23 protein-coding genes and 1 pseudogene are annotated in these 24,516 nt (G+C 57.3%); 15 read left to right on the top strand and 9 right to left on the bottom strand.

Annotated features, from left to right (window positions below):
• Positions 1-12: 12 nt before the first annotated feature.
• The 5 genes from EYD00_RS24575 (at position 13) to EYD00_RS24555 (ending at position 4,927) form a co-directional block, all read left to right on the top strand.
• On the top strand, positions 13-714 hold the full coding sequence (locus tag EYD00_RS24575) for a Crp/Fnr family transcriptional regulator (protein ID WP_034499545.1): 702 nt from the start codon (positions 13-15) through the stop codon (positions 712-714).
• Between the two features lie 139 nt (positions 715-853).
• Entirely contained in the window at positions 854-1,114 is a 261-nt protein-coding gene (locus tag EYD00_RS24570) for an antitoxin (protein ID WP_034499543.1), read from the top strand.
• A gap of 672 nt (positions 1,115-1,786) precedes the next feature.
• Positions 1,787-3,166 (top strand): PAS domain-containing sensor histidine kinase, encoded by a 1,380-nt coding sequence (locus EYD00_RS24565; RefSeq protein WP_081859577.1) that lies wholly within the window; start codon positions 1,787-1,789, stop codon positions 3,164-3,166.
• Positions 3,153-3,791, top strand: coding sequence for a response regulator FixJ (gene fixJ, locus EYD00_RS24560; protein ID WP_077986064.1), 639 nt, complete (start codon positions 3,153-3,155; stop codon positions 3,789-3,791). The genes EYD00_RS24565 and fixJ overlap by 14 nt, the downstream gene beginning before the upstream one ends.
• A 494-nt stretch (positions 3,792-4,285) precedes the next feature.
• Complete coding sequence (locus EYD00_RS24555; RefSeq protein ID WP_034499537.1) at positions 4,286-4,927, top strand: helix-turn-helix domain-containing protein; 642 nt, start codon at positions 4,286-4,288, stop codon at positions 4,925-4,927.
• 318 nt (positions 4,928-5,245) lie between these two features.
• On the opposite strand, the gene EYD00_RS24550 is transcribed toward EYD00_RS24555, so the two are convergent.
• The gene (locus tag EYD00_RS24550) at positions 5,246-5,620 is read right to left on the bottom strand and encodes a DUF1236 domain-containing protein (RefSeq protein WP_051674317.1); all 375 of its coding nucleotides are present in this window, start codon (positions 5,618-5,620) and stop codon (positions 5,246-5,248) included.
• 5 nt (positions 5,621-5,625) lie between these two features.
• Between EYD00_RS24550 and EYD00_RS26460 the strand changes: the two are divergent.
• The 5 genes and pseudogenes from EYD00_RS26460 to EYD00_RS24525 form a co-directional block, all read left to right on the top strand.
• A pseudogene (locus EYD00_RS26460) lies at positions 5,626-5,837 on the top strand (SOS response-associated peptidase); the annotation flags it as partial.
• Positions 5,838-6,048: 211 nt separating this feature from the next.
• Positions 6,049-6,366: a hypothetical protein gene (locus tag EYD00_RS24540; protein WP_034499535.1), complete on the top strand. Its 318-nt coding sequence runs from the start codon at positions 6,049-6,051 to the stop codon at positions 6,364-6,366.
• 16 nt (positions 6,367-6,382) lie between these two features.
• Positions 6,383-6,982 carry a general stress protein gene (locus EYD00_RS24535; RefSeq protein ID WP_034499533.1) on the top strand — a complete coding sequence of 200 codons (600 nt, stop codon included), beginning with the start codon at positions 6,383-6,385 and terminating at the stop codon, positions 6,980-6,982.
• 1,113 nt (positions 6,983-8,095) lie between these two features.
• Complete coding sequence (locus tag EYD00_RS24530; protein ID WP_022557531.1) at positions 8,096-8,611, top strand: YidB family protein; 516 nt, start codon at positions 8,096-8,098, stop codon at positions 8,609-8,611.
• A 350-nt stretch (positions 8,612-8,961) separates the two neighbouring features.
• Positions 8,962-9,471 carry a PAS domain-containing protein gene (locus EYD00_RS24525; protein WP_034499530.1) on the top strand — a complete coding sequence of 170 codons (510 nt, stop codon included), beginning with the start codon at positions 8,962-8,964 and terminating at the stop codon, positions 9,469-9,471.
• Between the two features lie 533 nt (positions 9,472-10,004).
• Here the strand turns inward: EYD00_RS24525 and EYD00_RS24520 are convergent.
• From EYD00_RS24520 to EYD00_RS24500, 5 genes are all read right to left on the bottom strand, one after another.
• Positions 10,005-10,736 (bottom strand): gamma-glutamylcyclotransferase, encoded by a 732-nt coding sequence (locus EYD00_RS24520; protein WP_022557529.1) that lies wholly within the window; start codon positions 10,734-10,736, stop codon positions 10,005-10,007.
• A 65-nt stretch (positions 10,737-10,801) separates the two neighbouring features.
• Positions 10,802-11,263, bottom strand: a complete 462-nt coding sequence (locus EYD00_RS24515; protein ID WP_034499527.1) for a RidA family protein — start codon at positions 11,261-11,263, stop codon at positions 10,802-10,804.
• A 98-nt stretch (positions 11,264-11,361) separates the two neighbouring features.
• Positions 11,362-12,198, bottom strand: a complete 837-nt coding sequence (locus tag EYD00_RS24510; RefSeq protein WP_081859592.1) for an alpha/beta fold hydrolase — start codon at positions 12,196-12,198, stop codon at positions 11,362-11,364.
• Between the two features lie 704 nt (positions 12,199-12,902).
• Complete coding sequence (locus EYD00_RS24505) at positions 12,903-14,570, bottom strand: FAD-dependent oxidoreductase (RefSeq protein ID WP_034499523.1); 1,668 nt, start codon at positions 14,568-14,570, stop codon at positions 12,903-12,905.
• 12 nt (positions 14,571-14,582) lie between these two features.
• Positions 14,583-14,885 carry a UBP-type zinc finger domain-containing protein gene (locus EYD00_RS24500; RefSeq protein WP_006699077.1) on the bottom strand — a complete coding sequence of 101 codons (303 nt, stop codon included), beginning with the start codon at positions 14,883-14,885 and terminating at the stop codon, positions 14,583-14,585.
• Positions 14,886-15,443: 558 nt separating this feature from the next.
• Here EYD00_RS24500 and EYD00_RS24495 point away from each other — a divergent pair.
• The 5 genes from EYD00_RS24495 (at position 15,444) to EYD00_RS24475 (ending at position 21,996) form a co-directional block, all read left to right on the top strand.
• Positions 15,444-16,520: a nucleotidyltransferase family protein gene (locus EYD00_RS24495; protein WP_034499521.1), complete on the top strand. Its 1,077-nt coding sequence runs from the start codon at positions 15,444-15,446 to the stop codon at positions 16,518-16,520.
• 522 nt (positions 16,521-17,042) lie between these two features.
• Positions 17,043-17,627 (top strand): glutathione S-transferase C-terminal domain-containing protein, encoded by a 585-nt coding sequence (locus EYD00_RS24490; RefSeq protein WP_034499519.1) that lies wholly within the window; start codon positions 17,043-17,045, stop codon positions 17,625-17,627.
• A 645-nt stretch (positions 17,628-18,272) separates the two neighbouring features.
• A complete protein-coding gene (locus EYD00_RS24485; protein ID WP_034499518.1) occupies positions 18,273-19,184 on the top strand; it encodes an MBL fold metallo-hydrolase in 912 nt (303 codons plus the stop codon).
• Between the two features lie 758 nt (positions 19,185-19,942).
• Positions 19,943-20,779 carry an alpha/beta fold hydrolase gene (locus EYD00_RS24480; RefSeq protein ID WP_034499912.1) on the top strand — a complete coding sequence of 279 codons (837 nt, stop codon included), beginning with the start codon at positions 19,943-19,945 and terminating at the stop codon, positions 20,777-20,779.
• 368 nt (positions 20,780-21,147) lie between these two features.
• Positions 21,148-21,996: a helix-turn-helix transcriptional regulator gene (locus tag EYD00_RS24475; protein WP_051674315.1), complete on the top strand. Its 849-nt coding sequence runs from the start codon at positions 21,148-21,150 to the stop codon at positions 21,994-21,996.
• A gap of 11 nt (positions 21,997-22,007) precedes the next feature.
• Here EYD00_RS24475 and EYD00_RS24470 read toward each other — a convergent pair whose 3' ends face one another.
• The 3 genes from EYD00_RS24470 to EYD00_RS24460 form a co-directional block, all read right to left on the bottom strand.
• Positions 22,008-22,757, bottom strand: a complete 750-nt coding sequence (locus EYD00_RS24470; RefSeq protein ID WP_034499514.1) for an SDR family NAD(P)-dependent oxidoreductase — start codon at positions 22,755-22,757, stop codon at positions 22,008-22,010.
• A 210-nt stretch (positions 22,758-22,967) separates the two neighbouring features.
• Positions 22,968-23,882, bottom strand: a complete 915-nt coding sequence (locus EYD00_RS24465) for an MBL fold metallo-hydrolase (protein WP_034499512.1) — start codon at positions 23,880-23,882, stop codon at positions 22,968-22,970.
• Positions 23,883-24,108: 226 nt separating this feature from the next.
• A complete protein-coding gene (locus EYD00_RS24460; protein ID WP_034499510.1) occupies positions 24,109-24,495 on the bottom strand; it encodes a response regulator in 387 nt (128 codons plus the stop codon).
• Positions 24,496-24,516: the final 21 nt, after the last annotated feature.

The following is a 24,516-nucleotide window of genomic DNA, read 5'->3' as shown; positions in this document are numbered from 1 at the left end:
GAGAGGGTGCAAGTGAAGATTGACCGAAGCGTCATCCGGTCGCTGGCCTTGTTTGCCAGGATGGCCGACGATGAGCTGGACGGACTGCTGACGCACGCCACATCTCGGCTGGTGCCGCCGGGCGAAGCCATCTTTGAGCAGGGCCAGCCAGCCAAGCATTTCTTCCTGCTGATCCACGGCCGCCTGAAGGTGACGCAGGTCACGCACGATGGCCAGCAAATCATCGTGCGTGTGGTGCATCCCGGTGATCTCTTCGGTTTCGCCCGGGCGCTGCAGCGGTCCGATTATCCCGGTACCGCGACCACGGCCGCCGAAAGCGTGATCCTTTCCTGGCAGACGGACCTCTGGCCGCACTTCGTCGAGCAGAACCCGCACCTTGCCGTCTCCGCCATGCAGACCATTGGCCAACGTCTTGAGGAAGCCCATACGCGCATACGCGAAATGTCGACGCAGGAGGTAGAGCGTCGGGTGGCGCACGCCGTACTGCGCCTTTCGCAACAGGCAGGGCGCAAGGAGGTGGACGGTATTCGAATCGACTTCCCGATCTCGCGGCAGGACATAGCGGAAATGACCGGCACCACGCTCCACACCGTTTCTCGCATCCTGTCCAGCTGGGAGAGCAAGGGCCTGGTACAGGGCGGCCGGCAGAAGCTTCTCGTATGCGATCTACCGGGCCTTGCTCAACTGGCGGACGGCGATATCAGTCAAGTCTAGGGCGGAGCCTTTGCCTCGCTCATTGCGACAGCCTGCTCTTGCGCATTTCTTACTCTCTGTCGGTTATAAGCAGGCTGCTAGTTGAAGTGGCGGGACATATAATGTTTATAAATGCGGTAAACACTGAGGGGAGCGAACCATGCCCCATGTCGCCCGCGTATTTCAGTCCGGTAACTCCCAGTGGATTCGCCTGCCGAAAGAATGGCGTTTCGGCGTTGATCGTGTGGACATAACGCAAGAGGGCGATGCACTGATCTTGTGTCCCCATGTTGAGCGTGCCGAGGCCTGGAACTCCCTGATAGCAGCGATGGCACGCGGCGAGAGCGACGATTTTATGAAAGACGTGCGCGACCAGTCAGATCGACAGGACCGGCTGGAGATCTATACGATGTTTCCGTAATCGCGCATCTTCTCGACACGACTGCGGTTGTAACATTGTTGGCCGCCGATCGGACATATTCCGGCTCTTCACGTCGACCGAAGAATCTTGAAACCATTTTGAATCTTCAGCTTTCCGGGACTTGAGCAGCGCGTGGCTCGCCGACACCCTTGTCACCCTGATGTGCGCAATCATGTGGACCGGCCTGGTCTGATCGAAGGCCTTGGGCTGGGTGGCAATAACATCCCAGTCGAAGTCGAGACGTCAGTCTGCATGTTCAAGATTCGCGCCGCCGGCATGTTGATCGGGCGGTCCGTCACGCGTGAATGCGTGATCCTCATCGCAACCTCGTGCGCAAAGCCAGCGTAGACTTTTCCGGGCGTGGCCAGCTCTGGTAGTTCGTCCCGTCGCCGCTGAATTGTATATCACTTTCTACGACCGTCTGTGGTCCGCAAGTTTGGCATGATCTCCCGCCGACACATGAATCAATTGCCGGTCGCCAGCCAGCGCGCTATGCCAATGTGACATATGGTTAGCGATAGGATGGGCACCTCGATGGCGGACGCGAAAAGTATGATGCCGATCAGGGACCGGAAAAGATCCAATGGCGGGTTGCGCTCGCTTTGCGACAAACGCATGGGAATTCCATCGCAGCTTCATCCGTTTTCGTTCTGTTTATTTTGAGTGTTTCTCATGGATCTACTCGACGCCCCTGCTATCTACATACTGTTTGTTCCTCCAATTCTCCTGGCCGCAATAACCGGAGGTTTGCGGCTTGGACTGCTGGCATTTTTCCTGGCGTTTTGCTCCGCAAGCTATCTGAGGTCGCTTACCCCCGGCGGCGCCCAGGTCCCCGAGTTGATGGTTTTCGGAGCGGTCGGCATTGCAATTGCGTACCTCGGGGGGTCGCTCAAACGCCTGAGGCATCAATATAAGGCGGCAGAAGAAGCGCTGAACACGCGCGAGGCACACCTAAGGTCTATACTCGATACTGTGCTCGATGCCACGATCGTCAGCCAGCAGGATGGCACGATTGTCTCTTTCAATGCAGCTGCCGTCAGGCAGTTCGGGTACTCCGAGGACGAAGCAATTGGGCAAAATCTTCGAATGCTGATGCCACAACCTTATCGGCACGAGCACGACGGCTACCTCCAGCGCTATCTCGCGACCGGCGAAAAACGCATTATCGGAACCGATAGGGTCGTGGTCGGCCAGCGCAAGGACGGGTCGACATTTCCCATGAAGCTCGCGGTTGGAGAAACGCATCGGGGGGGCAAACGGTTTTTCACCGGTTTCGTGAGAGATCTTACCGAAAGAGAGGAATCAGCAGCCCGCCTACAGGAGATTCAGACTGAACTGGCAAGATTGGCACGGCTGAACGAAATGGGAGAGATGGCATCTACCTTGGCCCACGAGCTGAACCAGCCGCTTTCGGCGATTGCCAACTATGTTCATGGTTGCGCACGCTTGCTACAGGGCTCCGAAAGTGAAAGGGACAGGCAATTGCACGAAGCCCTGAGGGAAGCAGGTGAACAAAGTGTCAGGGCAGGTCAAATCATTCGCCATCTCCGAGAATTCGTAACTAAGGGTGAGACTGAGAAGCTGCCTCACAAACTCCGCCATCTGGTTGAGGAGGCGGGCGCACTGGCGCTGATGGGTTCAAGAGAAAAAGGTGTGCGATCCGTCTTTGACTTTGCTGCTAGCGACGATATGGTCATGGTCGACCGAATTCAGATACAGCAGGTACTCACGAACCTGATGCGAAATGCAGTCGAGGCGATGGGCGAGTCCCCAAAGAAAAACCTTCGGGTGAGCATCAAGGCTGCTGAAAGCGGCAAAGCCGCAGTAACAGTCGAAGATTCCGGCGCCGGCATTCCCAATGAGATTTCCGACCAGTTGTTCAGGCCTTTTGTCACGACTAAGGCTGGCGGAATGGGAATCGGGCTGTCCATATCGAAGCGTATCATCGAGGCTCACGGCGGAGAGATAACCGTGTCACGTAGCGAGCTCGGAGGAGCAAGATTTACATTCACACTGCCAGCCTATGATGGGGAAGAAAATGGCGAACGATGATTTCACTGTGCACGTCGTTGATGACGAGGAAGCTGTCAGGAAATCGCTCGCCTTTATGCTCAGCATGAGCGGTCTTGGCGTGAGAGTGCATGAAACGGCTACCGCCTTTGCATCGCTTGCGCCCAGACTTCACCGCGCTGTGCTGGTGACTGATTTGCGCATGCCGGACATAAGTGGTGTTGAGCTGATCCGACGGATCCGCTCAGAGGGGGTGCGTATACCGTCGATAGTAATCACCGGCCATGGCGACGTGCCTATGGCGGTGGAGGCAATGAAGGCCGGCGCCGTTGACTTCATTGAAAAGCCATTTGCAGATACGGTCATCATCGACGCGATCCACCGTGCGGCTACCCGTCTGGATCCCCGTGCTCCCGAAACGGAATCGGCAGAAGAAGTACGCAAAAGACTGGAGACGCTGAGCGAACGCGAGCGGCAGGTTCTCGCGGCGGTGGTGGCGGGGCACCCGAATAAGTCCATAGCCTTCAATCTGGACATAAGCCCGCGAACCGTGGAGGTCCACAGAGCTAACGTCATGGGAAAAATGAAAGCTCGAAGCCTTCCCGAGCTGGTCCGCATGTCACTTTCGATTGAAATCGCGGACTTTGGAAACTCCGACGGAAATTGATCCAGAACAAGGCGCGCAAGGTCAAGAGGCTGTTCAACTGGCCCTGCTTGTCGCGTTATTGCAATGTTCCCGGTGTCAATTTGCCGACTACACGACATATAACTTCGATTGTGAAGGACCCCGCACTGTCGCGCGGCTTGGCGTTCGCCCTGCGCGCGTACGGATATGACGTCGCGTCATTCCGGTCCTGGAAGCATGCCGGAGAATCGGTCGGTGGAGCGATTTGTGTTATTCTCGACGGCTCCCTTCCAGAATGCGAGCGGGAAGCATGTCTCGCAACCCTCCCCGTAAAGACGCCTGTCCTTTTTCTTGCAGAAGACGAGACGTTCAGCAACGAGAGGCCAAGCATAGAAATCCTTCACAAGCCGCTAACGGGCACGGATATCGTGAGTGCGCTGATGCGGCTAGGTAAAAACCCTTAGTGGAACAAACGAATTTTGGCAGGCGTCGCTCTGCGGCATAGTCGGGACAATCAAAATTGAGGGTCAGCTCACATGCTCGCTATGGCTTCCGCCAGTTATTCCTCCCGTGGCTCGTCTCCGTCACCCGGTCTGCCAATGGGGGTAGTCCGCCCGCGCGCTATCACTTTTCATGCCTCCGGTAGTGAGATTTATGCGCAGGGCGAAAAGTCTGGATCTCTGTACAGGATAGAGTCCGGGGCTGTGCGCATCTACCGTCTGCTTACGGACGGCCGTAGGCAGGTTGTTGCGTTTCATGTGCAAGGGGAAACGTTCGGTTTTGAGGCGTGGGGGTGTCGGAGCTTCTACGCCGAGGCGATCGTGCCAACTGGATTGACGTCGATCGAGGCAGAAGGAAGCGAAATTCACCGCGGCGACCTGATGGCGCTCGCCTTGCGAAGCATGATTCGGGCCCAGGAGCATCTGCTCGTGGTTGGCCGCCAAAGCGCCCTCGAGAAACTTGCGGTATTCCTTGTTGACCTTGATCGTCGACAAGGCGATGTGGGAATTATCGATCTGCCGATGACGCGAACGGATATCGGCGATTATCTCGGGATGACGGTTGAAACGGTATCGCGGAGCATGTCCAGGCTTCGCGAGAAGGGTATTGTTCGCCTGAAGAACGCCCGCTGTATCGAAATACTCAGACGCGACAAACTCCAGGCGATCAGCGAGTAACCCGACCCCGGCCCGAGTGAGGGGGAGTGCGTGCAGAACCTGCCACCACTCGACCTCGGTCTGGCACCCTCCGCATTCTTCTCCTTGGTTTTGTCAGGTGGTGCAGGAGCTGTATGGAGCCCTGGCCGCACACCGCGGACGCGGTTATTCGTGGCGGGGGTCATTGAACCCTGTAAGGCAGGTCGCTGTCATCGGCGCGCGAAACGGCACTGCATGTCCCGCTTGCCGGGGGAAATTTGCGCGGCTCAGCACGCAAACAACCGGTCAAACTGTTGGTCGCAAGGTGGCGACCAACAGGATGAATGGCAACGACGGTGGTCAGATCGTGAGAACGTAGACGATCTCGTAGGTCGCAGGATCGATGATGATGATCCGTTCGTCAGCAAGAACGATATATTCGTAATCACGGTACTGCGGAACGATCTGGATCACGCGCGCTGGGAGCTTGTGAAGCCTAACGGTTCTTGGAACCGCGGTTCCAACGGAAATGCTGAATGTCGGGCGGACGGGTTCGACCTTGTTTTCGATGATTACATTTCGGATTTCGGTGCGCTGCTCGGTCGTGACATTGACGTTCACTTGCGAACCGGACTTCTGCTCTTTTGTCGCCGCAGATGGCGACCCCGAGACATCGCCGTTCGTCGCACCAGCAGTGCCTGTCGTTTCAGTCTTGGTTTTGGAAGAACCAGGCATCCGGGCTTGGTCCGGTTACCAGCTCTGCCGAACGGGATCCGACGAGCAAACAGGAACGCGGCTCTGTGCCTAACGCCTGGTTTGCCCGCGATGAGACGAAATCGCCGATATTCTGCGCTATCCACGTGCCAAAATGAAAAAGGTCCGGAAGGTTCGGAACGGGATCACGATCGACGATCTCTATGGTCTCCTGACTACCGATGCCAATCGCCTCGTGTAGCTTTCCGGCCGCTCTACCGCTTCAGTTGCTATCTCCCCCTTATTCGGCCGTTCGCCTGCGCCACTGTCCAGACCCTTGCATCGTCGCTCGTATGCCTGACGCGCCGCCATGCTTGTTGAGCACTAGGCCTCCGATGCTGGAACCAACACAACATCAAAGGGTTAATCAGGTGGATCAATCTACGCAGATCCGAGCTAGGGAGAAAACCATGAAAAACACTGTTCTCACCGCCGCCTTCATTTGTGTCTCGGCCCTTACAGCACATGCTCAAGGTGCGCCCGCGGCCAACAGCGACGGAAACACGCCGGCAATTGCGACCCCCGACACGAAAAACCCGACGGCCCCGGTGGAGGGCGCCAACAGTTTTACTGAGGACCAGGCAAAGGATCGGATCGAAAAAGCGGGTTATACGGGGTTGAAGGATCTTAAGAAAGACCACAGGGGCGTTTGGAATGCCACCGGCATGAAGGACGGCAAAACTGTTTCGATCGCTCTCGATTATCAGGGCAATGTTGTTGCCAAGTAACCTCTAGGAGGATGTTATGAGAACTGTTACCGGACTTTTTGACGATTACGCAGACGCAAGTTCCGCCGTCAGTGAACTCGAAGCTCAGGGCGTACCATCCAGCGATATCAGTATCGTTTCCAATAACGGCGATCGGCGGCACGAAGAGTCGAATGCCGCAGAAGGGGCCGGAACTGGCGCGGGGATCGGTGCGGTCGTCGGCGGCGCGGGCGGCCTGCTCACCGGCCTTGGCTTGATGGCCATTCCGGGCGTCGGTCCGGTCGTTGCAGCTGGCTGGCTTGCAGCGACTGCAGCGGGCGCGGCAGCCGGTGCGGTTGCAGGTGGGGCCGCTGGCGGGATTATTGGCGCACTGACGAGCTCCGGCGTCCCGGAACGAGATGCCCACTTCTACGCGGAAGGCGTCCGCCGGGGTGGCACCCTCGTCACCGCAAAGGTAGATGACGCCTTGGCGCCGGAGGCTGAAGCCATTCTCAAACGCTCGAATTGGGTCGATCCGACAGAACGTCGCGCCGCGTACGAGAAGCAAGGATGGACGCGTTTCGACGAAACGCTGTCGCCCTACGAGGCCGAACAGATCGAACAGGAACGGCTTCGCTATCGCGGCAATGGTATGTGAGAGTTTCAGGAGGGGCGCCACGGTGGCGCCCCTCTAGTGACGCCCGATACCACCTTTGATAAAGATCTCGTACACCAGAAAATTGCCGCGATTAATTCAACGGTCTGCGGCAGAGATTTCATTCCACCCGTTCTAATTAGTATGCAGAATTCGTAAGCGGAACAGCAGTCGGCCGTAAGTGCCACTTGCCCCTTCGTGATGTCTCTCGGCATGCAAACCTTGCAATTTCGCCCGGATCCCCTTTCGGTACCGTCCGTTCACGCAAGGAATATTGCAAACCAAGTTTTAATAATTACCGTCAATTATAATTTGGCGCGGCTTGTACAGCGTCCGCCCGCCCGCGTCGTAGACACTGACATTTTCCGAAACTTTGCATGATCGTCACCTTGTCTACAATATTTGCGGCCATGCTGATCACAGTGATTGCAGCGCAGACAAATTGGTTCGCAAGTTGGGACAGCGAAGTAACGCTCGCCCCTGGGACAATTAATAAACTCTAACTGCGATCGTGACATTGCGTCGCGCAGGTATACACAGATTCAGGTCGGATTTTTCGTCACTAACGTCCAATTCAGATGCTCGTTTCAATCCTCACCCTGCTTGTCATTTTCATGCCCATCTACCCGTTCTTCAAATGGGTTCATCATGACGCGCAAAATGCGGGCACATCCTCAAAATCGCACCAGGCCAGCCGCGGCCTGGAACGACACTAATTTCGCGCGGCCGCTCTCCTGTCGATGATGAAAAATTTCCCCGCACCTGCATTTAAGATCCCGAAAGCCTCCGCTCGACCCGGGCATGGTGCAGGACTGCCGTCATTGCCGGACGATCCAAGTTGGGCGAAAATCTTATGGCGTCTCGACCTCGCCGAACGAAGTGAACGACATGAGCGGAAGGTAGCTTGCTCTTAGGGGCGCCACCCGCATGGCGCCGCTATCGGACATCCGTTTCTCTCCCTCCCAGCCCGTTCATTAGCGCGTTTATCAGAAGAAGCGGCTGCCAGTCTCCATCCATTGACCTCATGGAACCTCATTGCCGACGAGTCGTTTTGTTTTTGCGAGAGGGCCACGTCGCCATGTTTTCTCGGGGCCCAGGAAAACAAGGAGAAAAATCATGGTGAGCGGCCAACTGAAAGCATTGCTGGGTGTACTTGCGGTAGCAGGCTATCAGAATAGGGAGAAAATCGCGGAATTTCTGAGGGGGTTGAACGCGCAGCAGTCCGCCGAAGCCAACCGGGATGAAGGATCGGCCTCACCGCGGTCGGGCGGCGGCGACCTACTCGGCAAGCTCGGTGGCGGCAGGGACTCCGGCGGCATCGGATCCATTTTCGACGGGCTCACCTCAGGAGGAATTTTAAGCGGTGGTCTGAGCGACCTTCTCAAGACGTTCCAACAAAACGGCTTCGGGCAGAAGGCGGAATCCTGGATCAAGCCAGGGGCAAACGACGACATCAACGCCGACGAACTCTCCGAGGCGATCGGGCCGGAGGTTCTCGATGAATTGGCCGCGAAGACACGTCTGTCGCGTGAAGAGATATTGGCGCGTCTAAGCAAGGATCTACCGCAAGCTGTCGATGAACTGACGCCAGATGGGACCATTCCATCCGACCAGCAGGTTCCGAAGCCCTGATACAAATCGTTGCTGGACAGCACTGACACGCTGTGGCCTGCTTGATCTGTTGAGTAAATGCTGGCCGCGTGAGGTCGGCATACAAGATATTGCGGACGCTTTTCATTCTCTGGAGCAACAGGAAAATGGAGGCGGCAGGCCCGATTTCCGCTGATCAGGAAACATCGGTCAAAACGCCGCGGTTCTCACCGCCACCGTAAACCCTTCGCGGTACTTGCCTGCAACCAGGTGGCTGGGCGGGCGACATGGAGCCCAAAGGCGATGGACGGGTTTGGAGATTGGTGCCCGGCACCATTGCCCGGCAAATAAATGTGTAGCAAGGTGCCACCGATGGATGGGGGTACAAATCCATGAAGCAACCGCATATGCAAGTTGCCCAGGTTCTGATGAAGGGCGCGGGCTTTTATTCATGGTGTCTCCGAGAAAACAGCCTGACTGCTGACAAGGCTTTTGCACAGATATATGAAATCGACGAAGGAGAACTCGCGCGCGGTGTTCCAGTTGAGTTTATTCTTGAACGTATCGTGGAGGAAGATCGGCCACGGCTGGCCGCTAGAATTCATGAAGTCATTCTGGGGGGTGAACCACTCGTCTCGCCGTATTCAATCGAGTGTCCCAGCGGACGTCGAAAATCTCTTCTGAGTATGGGCTCCTGCTCTCGAGACCTGGACAATCTTCCTTCAATCTATTCCGGGGTCGTACTCATTGAGCAGACCGCTGAGACGAAACTCGAGACGGGTCATCTGGAATCGCAAATAACATCCGCTATAAAAATCGCCAGGAATGCGGGGCTTGAGCTCACCGAACGATATCTTTTTTCGGCGCTGAGATCGATGTCGTCTTCGGAGCTTCAAACGTGAACGGAGGGCGCGTAATGAGCAGCTTCTGACACCAGCGAGGAGAACGTGAGCCGTACGGCAACCGGCCTTCTCACCTTTTCATGCGCTTCTGGCACTCGCCCACCGCGTTCGTAGGTAGTGCGCGAGTGGCGGTGCTTTCGCGGCAGAAACACAGATTTCTTTCTTTTCTCGGCTTCACTGTAACGACGCCGTTTGAAACCATTGGCGCGTGTAGGCGCCTTGACGAAAACCGAACTCTGGCCTGCAACGAAAGACGTCGTCGACAGCAGAACATGCTGACACGGCTTGCGGCCGACAGTCTTTATTTAATCAGGGCGTATTTCATTTAATCAAGCAACAGGCGTAAAAACGCGCGCTTAATTTATCCGCCGGCATTAATTGCTGACGTGATCAAGGTGACATAGGCGGGCGGTCCCGTGTTGATGCCTTTCACGGACTGGCCGTTGGTTTTATTTTTGACCTTCTACTATCTACTATCCAGCTCCACAGTATCGCCTGCTCAAAACGCTTCAAGAAACGGGCGGCATATATGGTCATGCGGGATGAGCATGTCGCGGAAGAGCTTGAAGCCTTTCCGCGACAAGTTTTTGCAACTGCCAGAGATTTCGATCGAAAATGTTGCGCTCCGAGAGATCAAGAACCGTGCGATGCAGATATTCCGCGCAGGAACCGGCCGGCCCGCACGCCTGGGCGATCAGCGCGGCGGCCTCATTGAGAGGCACCTTGTATGTCAACGGCGACTGCTTCGGGCTTGCCCAGAACGTTAGTACCCGACGGGCGCCCGCCGGCGTCTTGACCGTGACCCAACGTACCATGTCAGACACCTCAGCATACCGGATTTCGCGCGCCAGAAGGTTCCGGAGATCTCGTTTCTTTGTAGCACATGGAAGCTTGAGAACCACGCCGGAACAGCTTCCCCCTGGCTGAAGGGCGAGCATCAGACCCGGCGCGTCCGAGGTGGCACGAAGCCGTTCGATCCTTAGCGAGAACGCACGATGCCAACCGTGAACGACGGCGTTTTCCATGCCCGCCACTTCAAATCCGGGGTTCCACATCAATGAGCCATAGGCGAATATCCAGATTTCCTCTTCGCCAGCTTGCTTCTCTACCCGTTGGACAAGCTCGTCGAGTTGCTCGGGCGAGATTGGCGTCCAGTCTGGCTCCGGGCCTTCCTCTTCGACGACTCTGAACGACCTGGCAACGAGTTCCGAGGTCAGATGCAAGGTCGCTGGCGATCGTGTTTTGACGGATGATGGTCTAGGCATTCGGAAAACCTGTCCTAAGATGTTCGCGGCCGAGTTCACCGGTGGCGTTTGGAGCGGCTGCTGCCTTATGAGGCGGGCGGCACGTCGACCACCGCGCGGAACGTGATCTCCACGATCTGTTCAGGGAATGCCAGCGCGCCCACTCCGATCAGGTTGCTTGCTACCGGCGGCGTATCTGTACCGTACATCTCCTTGCGGACCTTGGCTCCGGCTGCGAACGCGCTCGGGATGTCGAGAACAAAAAGTGTCTCTTCCACAACGTCATTGAGAGAGGCGCCGAATTCGGCGAGCAGCTTCCTGGCATTGACGTAAGTCTGACGGATCTGGTCTTCCATCTGCGTGAAGTCGGCTGGCCGGCCTCCGGCGTCAAGGGTGGCGGGCGCCACGAGCTTTCCATCGCCGTCGTGGCTGAGCTGTCCCGAGATATAGATCGTGTCCTTGATCTGGACAGCCTGCGCGTATCCGAAAGCCTGCTCCCAGGCCACGCCGTGGTTTACGATTTTCCTGAGAGATTTGGTGGTCGACATGATTAGTTCCAATCGTGAAGTGGCGCTTTCCGCGCGTATGGATATCTGAATTTGGGAGACCGCGGGTATGGGGGAACGGCAAGTTCCCGCGATGTCGTTTAGGACCGGATGAAGGCCAGGAGATCGGCGTTCAGCACATCGGCATTGACGGTGAGCATGCCATGCGAGAAGCCGGGATAGGTCTTCAGTGTGCCGTTTTTCAGCAGCTTCACCGATTTCAGGGCGGAGTCGGCGATCGGAACGATCTGGTCGTCTTCACCGTGCAGAACAAGCGTCGGAACGCTGATATTCTTCAGGTCCTCGGTCTGGTCGGTTTCCGAGAAGGCCTTGATGCCGTCGTAATGGGCCTTTGCATCACCCATCATGCCCTGACGCCACCAGTTCTGGATCACGCCTTCATGCACGGTCGCACCGTCGCGGTTGAAACCGTAGAACGGGCCGGCCGGGACATCACGGAAGAACTGCGCACGGTTTGCGGCAAGCGCGGAGCGGAAGCCGTCAAAAACCTCCATCGGGAGACCTTCCGGATTGGCTTCGGTCTTCAGCATCAGCGGCGGCACGGCGGAAACGAGAACCGCCTTGGCGACACGGCCGGCGGGTTCGCCATGCTTGGCGACATAACGGGCAACTTCGCCGCCGCCGGTGGAATGGCCGATATGGACGGCATTCTTCAGATCGAGCGCTTCAACGACGGCAAAGGCGTCGGCGGCGTAGTGGTCCATGTCGTGACCATCCGCAACCTGGGCGGAACGGCCGTGACCACGGCGGTCATGGGCGACAACACGAAACCCCTTGGAGACGAAGAACAGCATCTGCGCATCCCAGTCATCGGACGAGAGCGGCCAGCCATGGTGGAAAACGATCGGCTGGGCATCCTTCGGGCCCCAGTCCTTGTAGAAAATCTCAGTGCCGTCCCTGGTTGTTACAGTGCTCATGCTCTTGGTTCCTTCGGTGGCGGTAGTGGCGAAATCACTATTGGCCGCGAAGCTGAAAACGGGAGACATCGCTGTAACGGCAACGGCCGTACCTGCGGTCAGCAACACGTTCCGGCGTGTGATAGATGTGATATTCGTGGTCATCTCGCGTCCTGCGATTTCGTTTTGAAACTTCAGGCGACGCTGTGTTCGTCTGACAGCAGCGATATTGCCGTGAGAGCCGCACATCTACAATTGATTGAATAGTGTCGAGTTTATTTCACAATTTGCAACAATGCTCGCAAACCTGAATGCGCAGTCTCATTCGCATTGAGGAATATGATATCGGGGCTGCGGAATTTGGGTAATGCGCTTACCTCTGCCGATGGCCCCGGGAACAGGCAGATGCGAAGTCTCTTCGTCGCCGTTTTACGGGAGCACGATATATCCTTATCAAGCTTGGAGACTCCATAGAAAGTGGCCGATTGCACCACCACGACCGGAAATGACTGGAGTTTGCCTTGGTCCACGGACATATCGGGCGAAGCGAAAGGAAGGTTTTGTCCGCGCGCAGAATTGAGAACCTCTTGAATATGACCGGAGAGGACACCGCACGATGCAGCGTGTTGTCACGGCGGCCGACGGATCAACGACAAGGGAGGAAACGAAGCAACCGTCTGCCGTCATCAGTCTTCAGTGTGCCGGACGGATTGATCCGGGTTAATTCAACCGGGCTGCCGCCCAAGGCACTCATGAATCTGAGAGACTACAGCGGCACCTTCGCCCACGGCGGCGGCGACACGCTTGGTGGACCCTGCCCTGACGTCACCAATCGCAAACACGTTTTGAAGACTCGTCTCGAGCGGAAGAACGGATGTGCGTCCAGAAGAAGCCCTCCCCGTCAGGATGAATCCTTTGTCGTCGACGTCCACATCGGAGCGTAACCATGCCGTATTCGGATCAGCGCCAATGAACAGGAAAAGATGCCGTACCCTGAAGGTTCGCTCACCACTGGATTGACGGTGACGCATCACGGCCCCGCTCAGACCAGTCGAGCGGTCTCCCTCAAGGCCAACAATCTCGCTGTCGACATGGATTTCGACATTGGACAGCGCCCCGATACGGTCAATAAGATAGCTGGACATCGTATCTTTGAGGGGTCTTCGGACAACAACATGGAGCTGCCGGACCTTGGGAGCAAGGAAGACAATCGCCTGCCCCGCCGAGTTCCCCCCTCCGACGAGTACGACCTCTTCACCTTCGCATAGTTTTGCCTCGATAGGAGACGCCCAATAGGAGACACCGGACCCTTCGAATTCGGCGAGATTTGCCAACTGCGGGCGGCGATAACGCGCCCCGCACGCGATCACCACGGTTCGCGCATCGACGCTCCGTTCGCCATCGAGACCCAGCCGCAATATCGAACCGGTTCCCCATGATGATTGAACAACCCGCAGGTCAATAACGGGGATGGGCAAAGCAACCTCGACCCCGAATTTTATCGCCTGGTTGAAGGCACGCGCCGCAAGATCTTGCCCGGAAATCCCCGCAGGGAAGCCAAGGTAGTTTTCGATCCGTGCGGACGCTCCCGCCTGGCCGCCTGCGGATCGTTCGTCAATCGCCAGGACACTCAAACCTTCGGAGGCCGCGTAGACGGCGGCCGCCAGGCCGGCCGGGCCGGCGCCGATGATCGCAACGTCATAGACGGCACCGGACACGATCTCCTGTGCGACGCCCAGACAAACTGCGGCCTCGCCGTCTGTCGGATTCTTCAGAATGGCTCCGCCGGGGCACACCATCAGTGGCAGTTCTTCTCTCAAGATACCCAGTCGATGGACAAGATCGCGGCCTTGTCCGTCGGCGTCAGCGTCAAGCGCGACATACGGATATCCGCTTCGCGCCAGAAAGCCTTGAAGGCGGATAAGGTCAGCACTGCCCGGTTGACCTACCAGTACAGAACCGGCACCGCCCTGATCTACCAGGGCGACGCGCCGAAGTATAAACGCGCGCATCACGATCTCTCCGATGTCGGCGGTGCCGATGATCAGAGCTCTAAGATGCGGGGCGTCGAATGAAACGGCCATGCATCCCTCCGCACCGGCACGCCCACTCGCCAGGGATGGCCTGCCCGACAGCTGGCTGACCTCTGCGGAAAATTGACCCGTCGTATGTCGGGTCACGGGAACGCTGGATGACAGGCCGTCCTGGCGCAAAACCTCAATCGATCCTTCGAGCACCAGCCAGGCGGGTGCGTGCCTCTCGCCGACATTGAAAATCATCTCGCCGGGCAGAAAGTACCGCGGTTCGTCATCAGCGAAACGTCTTGCCGTCGCAATCTGTTGCGGATCGAGTGCAGGAAACATCTGGTGTTCACGTGAGCCTGCGGCGGTCATACCTTTTCAATCTCAGTAGTAGCGGGGAATCGGGCCGCGTTGGGGCGTCTGGTCGGGCAGGTCCACGAATACCTCATCGATATAGCACCAGCCCCAACCTTCAGGAGGATCGTAACCTTCTATGATGGGATGGCCGGTCTCGTGAAAGTGCAACGTCGCGTGCTTGCCGACCGATTGATCACAGCAGCCGACGTGGCCGCATTGTCGGCAGATCCGCAAGTGGAACCACTCCATGTTCTCCTTGAGGCACTCCTCGCAACCGAGCGTCCTCGGAGTGACGGACCGGACTGTGACATTGTGGTTGCATCCGCTCATGCTCGCTCTCCATCATCATACCAATGAGAGTATCCCAGTTGTTGAGAACGCTTTTCTCGTCCTTCAACGCGCTGCGACGGGGATCCGGGTTCAATGCAAAGCTGCGCGATGCAATCGATCGCTCATTGGGCCAGCCGTTGCTCATCGATGAAGAGGTTATGCCCCGCTGAGCGGGAGTGCGATACCAGACTATGGTGTAGGTGGCTGATGGTCTGATCAGCGTACCCGAGCGAAAGGCTGGCTCCATCGGCGTCCACGGGGCCACTCCCGTTGTCGCCATCTTTCCTCATCGACAGCCGATGTTCGCGACTTTGCGAATACGACCGCGCCAAAGCCGCACCCCGGCGGCAAGGAGTTCGCGCTTCTAAGCCGGACTGGCATTGTCTCCTCTCTGATCAAACCGCGCAATGTTGCTGGAGAAGTGTACGACTGTTCGCCTTGAGGGTAGCGCCGGCGTTATAAGTTTCTGGCAAACACTTATAACCTTGACACGCGTCCATGTCGTTATAAGTTTTTGGCAAATCCTTATAACTGCATTTCCGGGCACGAGAGGAAATAATGCTGAGAGAGATTGATATCAGCTACCGCACAATGTTTGCGGAGTTGACGCAACGAACGCTCGACGCCCAATTTGTGGCGGACTTTCCCTTAGAGGGATGGTTCGTGACTGTAACCGTCAAAGATCGCGACTACTGGTATTTCGATCTCCCGACTCCTGAAGGCAAGGACAAACGAAGATATGTCGGCCCGCACTCCGACGAGGCGATTACAGCACGGGTGAAGGCCCACAAGGAGATCAAGGACAACATTCGGGAGCGCAGACGCATGGTCAGCACTCTGCGTCGTTCCGGCCTGCCCGGACCAGACCCGTTTGCGGGCGCTGTCACGCGGGCCTTGGCCGATGCTGGATTGTTCCGGTTGCGCGCTGTTCTTATCGGGTCGGTGGCATTCAGCACCTATGCCGGGATGCTCGGCGTTCGCCTGCCATCGGCGGTTATGCAGACAGGCGACGCTGATTTCGCGCAGGACTTCGCCATTTCGGCCGAAGTAAAAGACAGCCTGCCGCCAATCCTGGAGGTTCTTCAGTCAGTCGATCCGGATTTTCGAGCAGTGCCGCACCAGGCGGACCGGGCCAAAATCGTAGGCTTCCAGAATGCCAGGGGCTACCGCGTTGAGTTCCTGACTGGAAATCGGGGATCGGAGGAATACACAGGTAAGCCGTCGCCTATGCCTGCACTCGGTGGCGCTTCGGCGGAAAACCTGCGATTCCTTGATTACCTGATCTACGAGCCCGTCCGCACGGTGCTTCTCTTCCGCGAAGGCGTGAACGTACTTGTCCCAGCCCCGGAGAGGTACGCTGTCCACAAGCTGATCATATCGTCTCGAAGGCGATCGGACGCTCTTGGACGCCTGAAGGCAGACAAAGACCTCTCACAGGCCGCTTTGCTCTTCCAAGCCTTGGTTGAGACGCGCCATAATGACGAACTGGCCGATGCATGGGAGGAAGCGTGGGATTGGGGAGATGCCTGGAAAGAGGGCATGGTCAACGGACTTCTGAGGTTACCCAAGAACGGGGTGAAAGCCCTCGATAATGCCCTCGGACCCGAGACGTTAAAAATTGCGCTGCAAAGGTAGTGTATCGACAAACCGGGAGATGGTCGTGTCGATATTTTTCTATGACGGGCCGAACCGCCCGGTTGGTGTTGACTTTCGGGGTGTCGTGACTGAAGCACCGCATGATCGCTTCGGGAGCCATTGGTTCTCGTCGTCGCCGCAGCAATATTCCCTGCAGTGCCGTTCTGATCTTCCCTGTGCGCGTGTCAGCGGCATCATTCATCGCGAAACAACAAGCCTTCCTTATCGTCCGAGGAAAAGGTTCACGTCAGAATGCCGGCGCGATCGGCGGGATGAAGCGAGTCCCTTTAAGCGTCTTGCCCCACCGGGATCTAGCCCGCTTGGTTTGCCGTAGACGATCGCGGGAAGCACGCACTGCGCAGCGTAACCATCTCCCTGCCCTGTCGTCCATACACCAGGACTACATCACTCTAACCTTCGGGCTAATTACCAGACCGTGGCGGGCACAATAGTCTCCGAGGTGCAGGAGCGGCCAAACCAGTTTGAGAGTCGCTCCTTTCAATATCGAAGAGGAGTGTTCGCTTGAAACTATACTACTATCCCGGGGCATGCAGCCTTTCAGACCATATAGCTCTCCGAGAAGCGGGTGCCGATTTCCAGATCGAGCGCGTTGATCTTCAAACCAAAATGACGTCGTCTGGTGAAAACTTCAGGCAGATCAACGCGAAAGGGTACGTACCAGCGCTGGTCTTGGACAGCGGAGACGTTATCAGCGAGAATGTCGCAATTCTCGACTGGGTCGCCGCAATGTATCCAAGCCTGGGCGTTGGCGGACCGCTTGGAAGAACACGGCTGCTCGAGGCCCTCGCATTCATCTCATCGGAGTTGCATCAGGGCTTCGAATCCCTCTGGTCTCATCGAGGTGCCGAGGAGGTTGAGCGTGCCGAGGCATCGTTGCGACCGAAGTTCGGTTTCCTGTCGCGGAACTTCAAAGGCGAGTTTCTTTTTGGAGACAATCCCACTGTCGCGGACTTCTATCTGTTTGTGATGCTGTTGTGGGCAGAACGTTATTCGCTCGATGTGGAGACGCATCTCGTCGAGTATCGGGACATGCTAAAGAGGCGTCCCAACGTTGGTGCAGCTATGGCTGCAGAGGGCCTCATCTGACAAAACTGCTGGCGCGAAAACCATCAGCGCCAGTTAGTGCCAAGGACAATCCGCAGTGCCAGCGCACCAGCGACGTTTCTGCCGGACCCGCAACCGGCGTTCTTCCGCCTTCAGACCCGTGGTAGCCGTCTGATGTCGACCTGTGGTTCAGCAGCAGGAACGGGCAGTCGCGCACAGAGTGCCGCGATGTATGCGGTTTTCAATGTCCTCAATAGCTGTCGGCGGCGGCCCGACATGTCTCTGGCGGGGAGGCCCGTGACAAACCAGACCATCCGCCGCGAGAGGTTGTGATACGGCGGGTTGGCGGACGAATGCCCTAAGTGCGCGGACGCGATAACTTCCAACGCAGGCCGACGGGCCGGGCATCGCATTCTACTGAACTGCAATTTGCGTGGGCACCAAAGGCCGATCCCCTCCCGCTGGCTGTAAACAGGGGACGTCAGAAGCACAGTAACCACGGTTTTTCTCCTTGAAAAATGCCGGACAGCATCACCAAGCTTGAAACCGAGTAGCGCTTTGGTGGTAGGCAACGATACCCATGTCGAGCTCACACGCTCCTTTGGGGAAGACTAAAATGACGGCGGCTTGCAGAGTCCAGAACGCGACGCAAGCCTTCCATTTATCTTCCCGTTACCGGAGCAAAGAATGAATTCCAAACTCAACAAGAACCTTAGGACCGCGCGAGACGAGATAGTCCCGTCCCGGTATGTTGTTAACGTTGGCGACATCGAGGTGATCATCATAAGCGACGGCATTCTGACGCCGCCTGCAGAGTCCATGGCCACGAACGCGGACCCAAAAACCCGTAATGCCTGGCTTGATGAGCGGTTTCTCGATCACGACGCTTTCGACTGGGCCTTGAACGCCGTTGTCGTCCGCAGCGGCGATCAGACAATACTCATCGATAGCGGTTTAGGCGAAGAGTACCCCAGCTTTCCTCGGGCAGGCCAGTTTGTTGCGCGACTTGAAGCGGCGGGCGTCGATCTGGCATCGGTGACCGATGTGGTGCTGACGCACATGCACTTCGATCACGTTGGCGGCCTTCTCGTACAAGGTGTGAGGGATCGCCTTGCACGAGACGTTCGCGTTCATCTGTCCGCGGCGGAAGCCGCGTTTTGGACGAACCCTGACTTTTCGCGCACTGCGATGCCGCCGGATCTTGCGGAGCTTGCGCGCAGTGCCTCAAGAGAATTTCTTTCGGTCTACGCAGATAACCTGATGACCTTCGAACACGAGACAATGATCGCGCCTGGTGTCGTGGCCACGAAAACCGGCGGCCACACTCCGGGCCACAGCGTGGTGCGTATCTCCTCGAATGGCGAGAAACTAATGTTTGGAGGAGACGCATTGTTCCCTGTCTCCTTTGACCATCCTGAATGGCATAATGGATTTGAGCATGACCCCGAGGAGGCTACAAATGTCCGCCTTCGGCTTATGGCGGAACTGGCCGGAACGGGTTCCTGGCTTGTGTCGACACACTTGCCATTTCCATCCCTGGGACGGGTCGCACCTTCTGAAAAGCTGTATCGTTGGGTGCCGGCACCCTGGGACTACTGATCAACAGCTGTCATAACGATCCTGCCGTCCTGCCGCATCGCGGGGCGGCGTTTTTTTTGAATGCACGGCCGACCGCTTGTGAGCGCGCGCCTGCTTTCACACGCCGCGGGATATCTACAAGAAGCAAGTTAAGAGCCATCGGCCCGCTAAGGCGTCGCCGGTGAGTTCTGGTTCCAGCTCTTGCTGTAGTGCACATGCGAGCGACCCGTATGAATGCCTATACGCGTTTTAGCCGAACGTCAGGCAGGAAACCTGCCCTGTTCCTTTGCCTAAAGATTGTCATTCATACCGCGCCACGCGGCATCCCGCCTTGACTGATGATGAAGGTCCACCAATTCGTCAAAAGCCGAGTCGTCAACCGGTCCCTACCCGAATCTTGGGCAATTTTGCCAAGTTCCCTTACAGCCGTGGAACGAAACCTGGGCAGCGAGGGCCGTAGGCGATCGGATGCTGGAGTGTTTTCGCTGCAAATTCCGCAATCAAGCAACACACACAGCAATCCGGCAAGGTCGCGTCCTTCTTATTTCGCCTAAAAACGTCTCCGTAAACAGCCTCACAAAATGGAGATGGCCATGCATGACACCCTTCGCACCACTCGAACACCCTGCCACGACGCTCTTGTTGCGCCTCCGGTACCTTTTCGTCGTAACTTGCTGCTGCTGGGCCTGTCCGCGCCGCTGGTTGCAACCGCGCCGGCCCGGGCAATTGCAAAGACAGTTGACGTTGCAGCCGCCGCAATCGAAGGCAGAAATCGTCAAATGAATTATGTGACCACAGCCGATGGCGTCGAGATTTTTTATAAGGACTGGGGTCCCAGGGACGGTCAGCCGCTGGTCTTCCACCACGGGTGGCCGCTTTCCTCTGACGATTGGGATGCGCAGATGCTGTTCTTCCTCGGCAAGGGATATCGTGTGATTGCACATGACCGGCGTGGCCACGGACGATCGAGCCAAACCGGCGCCGGCCACGACATGGACCATTACGCTGCGGACGTCGCCGCGCTCGCAATGCATCTCGATCTTCGCAACGCGATCCACATCGGTCACTCCACTGGCGGCGGCGAAGCCGCCCATTACGTCGCCAGACATGGGCAGCCTCAGGGTCGGGTGGCGAAGTTGGCTCTCATCGGTGCTGTACCGCCGATAATGGTCAAGACGAACAATAACCCCGGAGGCCTTCCGATAGAGGCTTTTGACGACCTTCGTGTCCAGCTTGCCGCCAATCGGTCCCAGTTCTACTTTGATCTGTCGAGTGGCCCGTTTTATGGATTCAACAGAGACGGCGTTAAACCCGTTGATGCTATCATCCAAAACTGGTGGCGGCAGGGGATGATGGGCGCCGCGAATGCGCACTACCTCGGCATCAAGGCATTTTCGGAAACCGACTTCACGCAGGATCTGAAAACAATCACTGTCCCGACAATTGTTATGCATGGAGGCGACGACCAGATCGTTCCTCTTGCCAACTCCGCTCCGCTGTCCGCGAAATTGCTGAAGCGCTCTACCCTGAGGGTTTACGAAGGTCTCCCCCACGGCATGTGCACAACGCACTCGCAACTGATTAACACGGACCTCCTCGCTTTTGTCAAAAGCTGAACTGTCGGGAGGCGGTGCGCGATCTGACACCGCCTCCCCGCGCCAGACAGTCATCTCACAGGGATATCGCTGTTCATATAGCAAACGCCAATTCTGACACCATTGGACATGGGACACCTCGTGCAATGGGGGAAGCTCTCTTCGTATCCGGATAGCCTCGCTCCACGATCGCCGAGATGAACCTAGGCTGTTGGATGATACCTCATCGGCGCGCTGTCCCGTATCGTTCTTTCTCGTTCTCGACATGGAGCCGATAGAAGGACGCGCACGTGGTTCGCCTAAGGACAAATTTCCGTCAATCAGAGACTGGTGAGGCGGCGAGCAGTTTCGCCGGCCAATCTGTGTCGGGAGTTCCAGCGGACAAGGAAATGGAGCGAGTGCTGCGAACCCCGCCGATTGAATCCCTTAATATTCATGACCCTTTCGAGACCCGTTTAGCCCGCTGGAAACATCAACCGTTTCACGATGTCGTAAAGCCGATGTCCGACCATGTCGTAATGACCTATCTCGGCGCGATGCAACGCCTCGAACGCGTCTCCGGGAGAGACCACCGCTCCGCCATGGGGCGTAGAGGCACCATCACCGTCATACCCGCTGGCTCCAGTTCCCGTTGGGACATCCATGGTCCGATGGATATCGTCCAGCTCTATATGGCACCCCAACTGCTCGATCACATCGCGCAGGAATGTCCGGGATCTACTCGCCAGCTGATCGAGATCACGGCCGGACCCGACGCGTTCCTGGCGGCGCTCCTGGAAAGATCGCTTGGATCGCCGGACAATCCCTCCTTCCTGGAGGCGCTTTATCGCCAGCAGATCACGTCACTGATCGCGGTTCATCTTCTAAAGGGTCCCGATCATGCAGCCGACTATCCGGGGAGAGCCTCGGGGGGTCTTGCTCCGCACGTGTTGCGAACAGTCCTGGAACGGCTGTCATCGGACGACGAACTCGACTTCTCACTTGGGGCGCTCGCCGCCGAAGCGAACCTGTCGCGGTTCCATTTTTGCCGGGCATTCAAGAAAAGTACGGGGGTGAGCCCGCATGAGTGGCTGCGGGAGAGGCGGCTGGAGCAAGCGATGGGAATGCTTCGAGACCCGCGCGTGCTGATAACAGACGTTGCGGGACAACTGGGCTATGCGACGCTGACCGCATTCAGCGTTGCATTTAAACGTCACACCGGACTAACGCCGAGCGAATGGCGAAATGCAGTTCTTTGAGCCAGTCTGGCTCATACGAGCGTCATGCCTCCGTCAACGTGAAGTTCGATGCCGTTGACAAAGCTCCCCGCGTCCGAGGCAAGAAAAAGGGCCGCACGCGCAAGTTCTTCCGGTCGCCCCATGCGACCGGCAGGAATAAGAGACGCCATCTGCTCCTCGAACGCTGGGAGCAGGGTCTCGGGAACGCCCAACTTTTCCAGGATTGCTGTCTCCACGGGCCCAGGGCTCAGGATATTGACCCGGATCCTCCTCGGTTTCAGCTCGATTGCCCAGTTCCTGGCAAATGCTGCGACAGCCGCCTTGGAGCCGGCATAGACCGTGTGATCGGGCAGCACCTTGGTCGCGGCAAGGGAGCTGGTCACGATGATGCTTCCACCATCCCGTATCAATGGCGACATAGCCTGTACTCCGAAAAACACCCCTCGCGTGTTGATGGCAAAATGCCGGTCATAGTCCTCCGGCGTCACGTCAGCTGACGTCGTCAGATTGATGATACCGGCGTTGGCCATGTAGACATCCAACCGGCCAAATTTTCCGGCGACGAAGTCGGCAAGTCTCCTGTGATGGTCGAGATCAGCGCTGTCAGCGACGAAGCCCACCGCACCGTGGCCGATTTCATCAACTGCCTGTTCTACCACGTCCGCTCGCCGTCCCGTGATAATCACCTCGGCGCCTTCCTCCGCGAAGAGTTGAGCGGTCGCCCTGCCGATCCCGCTATTACCGCCGGTTATTACAACGACTTTGCCACTCAGATGCTGCATGTCTCTGTTTCCCATTAAAATAGAAGTGAGTTCACCGGCGGCGAAAGGCGCGCGCCGGATGGCGGCAGCGGAAGCAACTTCCCGCTCCCGCGGCCCGTCGGTCGGTCAGTGACACCGCTCGGTGGCTGAGCGACTGACTGAACAGCAAAAGGCCGCACGCGACGGCGCCCAGGTCGATCGCATGCGGCCCTCTCGTTCCGGTTTATTTGGTCAGTAATCCCAGAAAACCGGGACCCAGCGGAACGCGTCGCCGTCTGTCGCCACTCGTCCGACCGAAGGAAAAGGAAGATGCGTGGCGACCAGCTGCTCGCCACTGTCGGCTAACTCCCTCAGGAGTTTGAGCCGAACGCGCGCAGCCTCCTCCGGATCGTGCTCGAAACCGTTGTACCAGTCGGGATGATCAAAGCCGACGGCGAAAATCGCGTCACCCGCAAAGGTCAACCGGTCACCTCCCGACGAAACACGCACCACACTGTGTCCCGGCGTGTGTCCGCCTGTGCGGTGAATTACGACGCCTGGCGCGACCTCATATTCGTCGACGAAAGTCTGGATGAAACCCCGATACTCCGAGGCGAACTTCTTCGCTGTCGCACGGAGCGCGTCAGGGAAACCCTGGGGCATGTTCACGTGCGTGAAATCGGGATTTTCCCAGAAGCTGAGTTCAGCAGCAGCGAGATGGATGCGCAGGTCCGGCCGGAGCCGTTCTTTAACACCTTCGACGAGAAGGCCGCCGACATGATCCATATGCATATGCGTGATAACGACGTCGGTGACGGATCGAAGGTCCACTCCCGCCGCTTCGAGCCGTCTGATCACCTGTCCTGCTCTTGGCAGGTTAAGATCGGGGTCGAGCCCAAGACCTGCATCGATCAGTATTGTTTGCTCACCGTGACGAACAAGGACGACGTTCAGCGACCAGTCGAAAGCGTCTGGTGGCAGAAACATCTCGTCCAGCCAGGCGGCGCGCTCGGAAGCGTCGGCATTGTGACCGAGCATCTTCGTCGGAAGCGGAAGAACGCCATCGCTGATGACCAGGACTTCAATTTCACCGATTTGAACGGCATAGCGCGACGGAACCAGTTCTTCTGTCCCAACTTTCGCGCGTAAAGCGGTACTTGCGTTCATGCTTGTCTCCTGTTTGGTTGGAATAAGCGGAATTTTGCGGCAGTCAGCTGTTGTGGCCGGAACCCCTGTTTCGGAACAGGAAACGTATGGACACGAGACTGCGCGCCCAGTTTATGAGGCTGTCAGGGGGCGGTCGACTGGACGGTCTATGAGGTCAGCCTAGCCTTTTGCGTATTGCACCGCGCGATCCGCGTAGGACACCGCACTTAATTGCAGGCCATGCCATCTATGAACGGATCGAACTGCGGTCCCGTTTCGCAAGAGCTTGCCGGATTGCCTCCAGCAACGCATTTCCGTCGAACGGCTTTCGCAGAACAGGCCTCTCGGGCCCGAATGATTTCCGATAGAGTTTCTCGTGTCGCCCGCTGATCAGGAATACCGGAATATGAGGGTGGTTGCCCTCCACACAGGCCTGCAACTCAAAACCGTCCATATCTTGCAGCCCGATGTCGGTTATCAGGACGTCTATGTCTGCCATTCCTTCGGCCAAAAGCGCTGCGCCCGACGAAAAGGTTCTTGGGATGAACTCAGCGGATTCGAGCAGTTCCTGAAGGGATTCCAGGACCTGGGGATCATCGTCGACGACTGCAATCACTGCCGCGCCTGGGTTCATTCTCTCCTCCATAGACCGCGG

This window comes from Agrobacterium sp. 33MFTa1.1 (assembly GCF_004328495.1).
In the GTDB taxonomy this organism is placed as follows: Bacteria; Pseudomonadota; Alphaproteobacteria; order Rhizobiales; family Rhizobiaceae; genus Agrobacterium; species Agrobacterium pusense.
The sequence above is the reverse complement of the archived record's forward strand: the minus strand, read 5'-3'. Positions and strand labels throughout refer to the sequence as shown.

Bases quoted from the DNA above. Each gene is read 5' to 3' on its own strand.
- EYD00_RS24570 (WP_034499543.1), top strand. From the start codon at position 854: ATGCCCCATGTCGCCCGCGTATTTCAGTCCGGTAACTCCCAGTGGATT.
- EYD00_RS24565 (WP_081859577.1), top strand. From the start codon at position 1,787: ATGGATCTACTCGACGCCCCTGCTATCTACATACTGTTTGTTCCTCCA.
- fixJ (WP_077986064.1), top strand. From the start codon at position 3,153: ATGGCGAACGATGATTTCACTGTGCACGTCGTTGATGACGAGGAAGCT.
- EYD00_RS24555 (WP_034499537.1), top strand. From the start codon at position 4,286: ATGCTCGCTATGGCTTCCGCCAGTTATTCCTCCCGTGGCTCGTCTCCG.
- EYD00_RS24550 (WP_051674317.1), bottom strand. From the start codon at position 5,620: ATGCCTGGTTCTTCCAAAACCAAGACTGAAACGACAGGCACTGCTGGT.
- EYD00_RS24540 (WP_034499535.1), top strand. From the start codon at position 6,049: ATGAAAAACACTGTTCTCACCGCCGCCTTCATTTGTGTCTCGGCCCTT.
- EYD00_RS24535 (WP_034499533.1), top strand. From the start codon at position 6,383: ATGAGAACTGTTACCGGACTTTTTGACGATTACGCAGACGCAAGTTCC.
- EYD00_RS24530 (WP_022557531.1), top strand. From the start codon at position 8,096: ATGGTGAGCGGCCAACTGAAAGCATTGCTGGGTGTACTTGCGGTAGCA.
- EYD00_RS24525 (WP_034499530.1), top strand. From the start codon at position 8,962: ATGAAGCAACCGCATATGCAAGTTGCCCAGGTTCTGATGAAGGGCGCG.
- EYD00_RS24520 (WP_022557529.1), bottom strand. From the start codon at position 10,736: ATGCCTAGACCATCATCCGTCAAAACACGATCGCCAGCGACCTTGCAT.
- EYD00_RS24515 (WP_034499527.1), bottom strand. From the start codon at position 11,263: ATGTCGACCACCAAATCTCTCAGGAAAATCGTAAACCACGGCGTGGCC.
- EYD00_RS24510 (WP_081859592.1), bottom strand. From the start codon at position 12,198: ATGAGCACTGTAACAACCAGGGACGGCACTGAGATTTTCTACAAGGAC.
- EYD00_RS24505 (WP_034499523.1), bottom strand. From the start codon at position 14,570: ATGACCGCCGCAGGCTCACGTGAACACCAGATGTTTCCTGCACTCGAT.
- EYD00_RS24500 (WP_006699077.1), bottom strand. From the start codon at position 14,885: ATGAGCGGATGCAACCACAATGTCACAGTCCGGTCCGTCACTCCGAGG.
- EYD00_RS24495 (WP_034499521.1), top strand. From the start codon at position 15,444: ATGCTGAGAGAGATTGATATCAGCTACCGCACAATGTTTGCGGAGTTG.
- EYD00_RS24485 (WP_034499518.1), top strand. From the start codon at position 18,273: ATGAATTCCAAACTCAACAAGAACCTTAGGACCGCGCGAGACGAGATA.
- EYD00_RS24480 (WP_034499912.1), top strand. From the start codon at position 19,943: ATGAATTATGTGACCACAGCCGATGGCGTCGAGATTTTTTATAAGGAC.
- EYD00_RS24475 (WP_051674315.1), top strand. From the start codon at position 21,148: ATGGAGCGAGTGCTGCGAACCCCGCCGATTGAATCCCTTAATATTCAT.
- EYD00_RS24470 (WP_034499514.1), bottom strand. From the start codon at position 22,757: ATGCAGCATCTGAGTGGCAAAGTCGTTGTAATAACCGGCGGTAATAGC.
- EYD00_RS24465 (WP_034499512.1), bottom strand. From the start codon at position 23,882: ATGAACGCAAGTACCGCTTTACGCGCGAAAGTTGGGACAGAAGAACTG.
- EYD00_RS24460 (WP_034499510.1), bottom strand. From the start codon at position 24,495: ATGAACCCAGGCGCGGCAGTGATTGCAGTCGTCGACGATGATCCCCAG.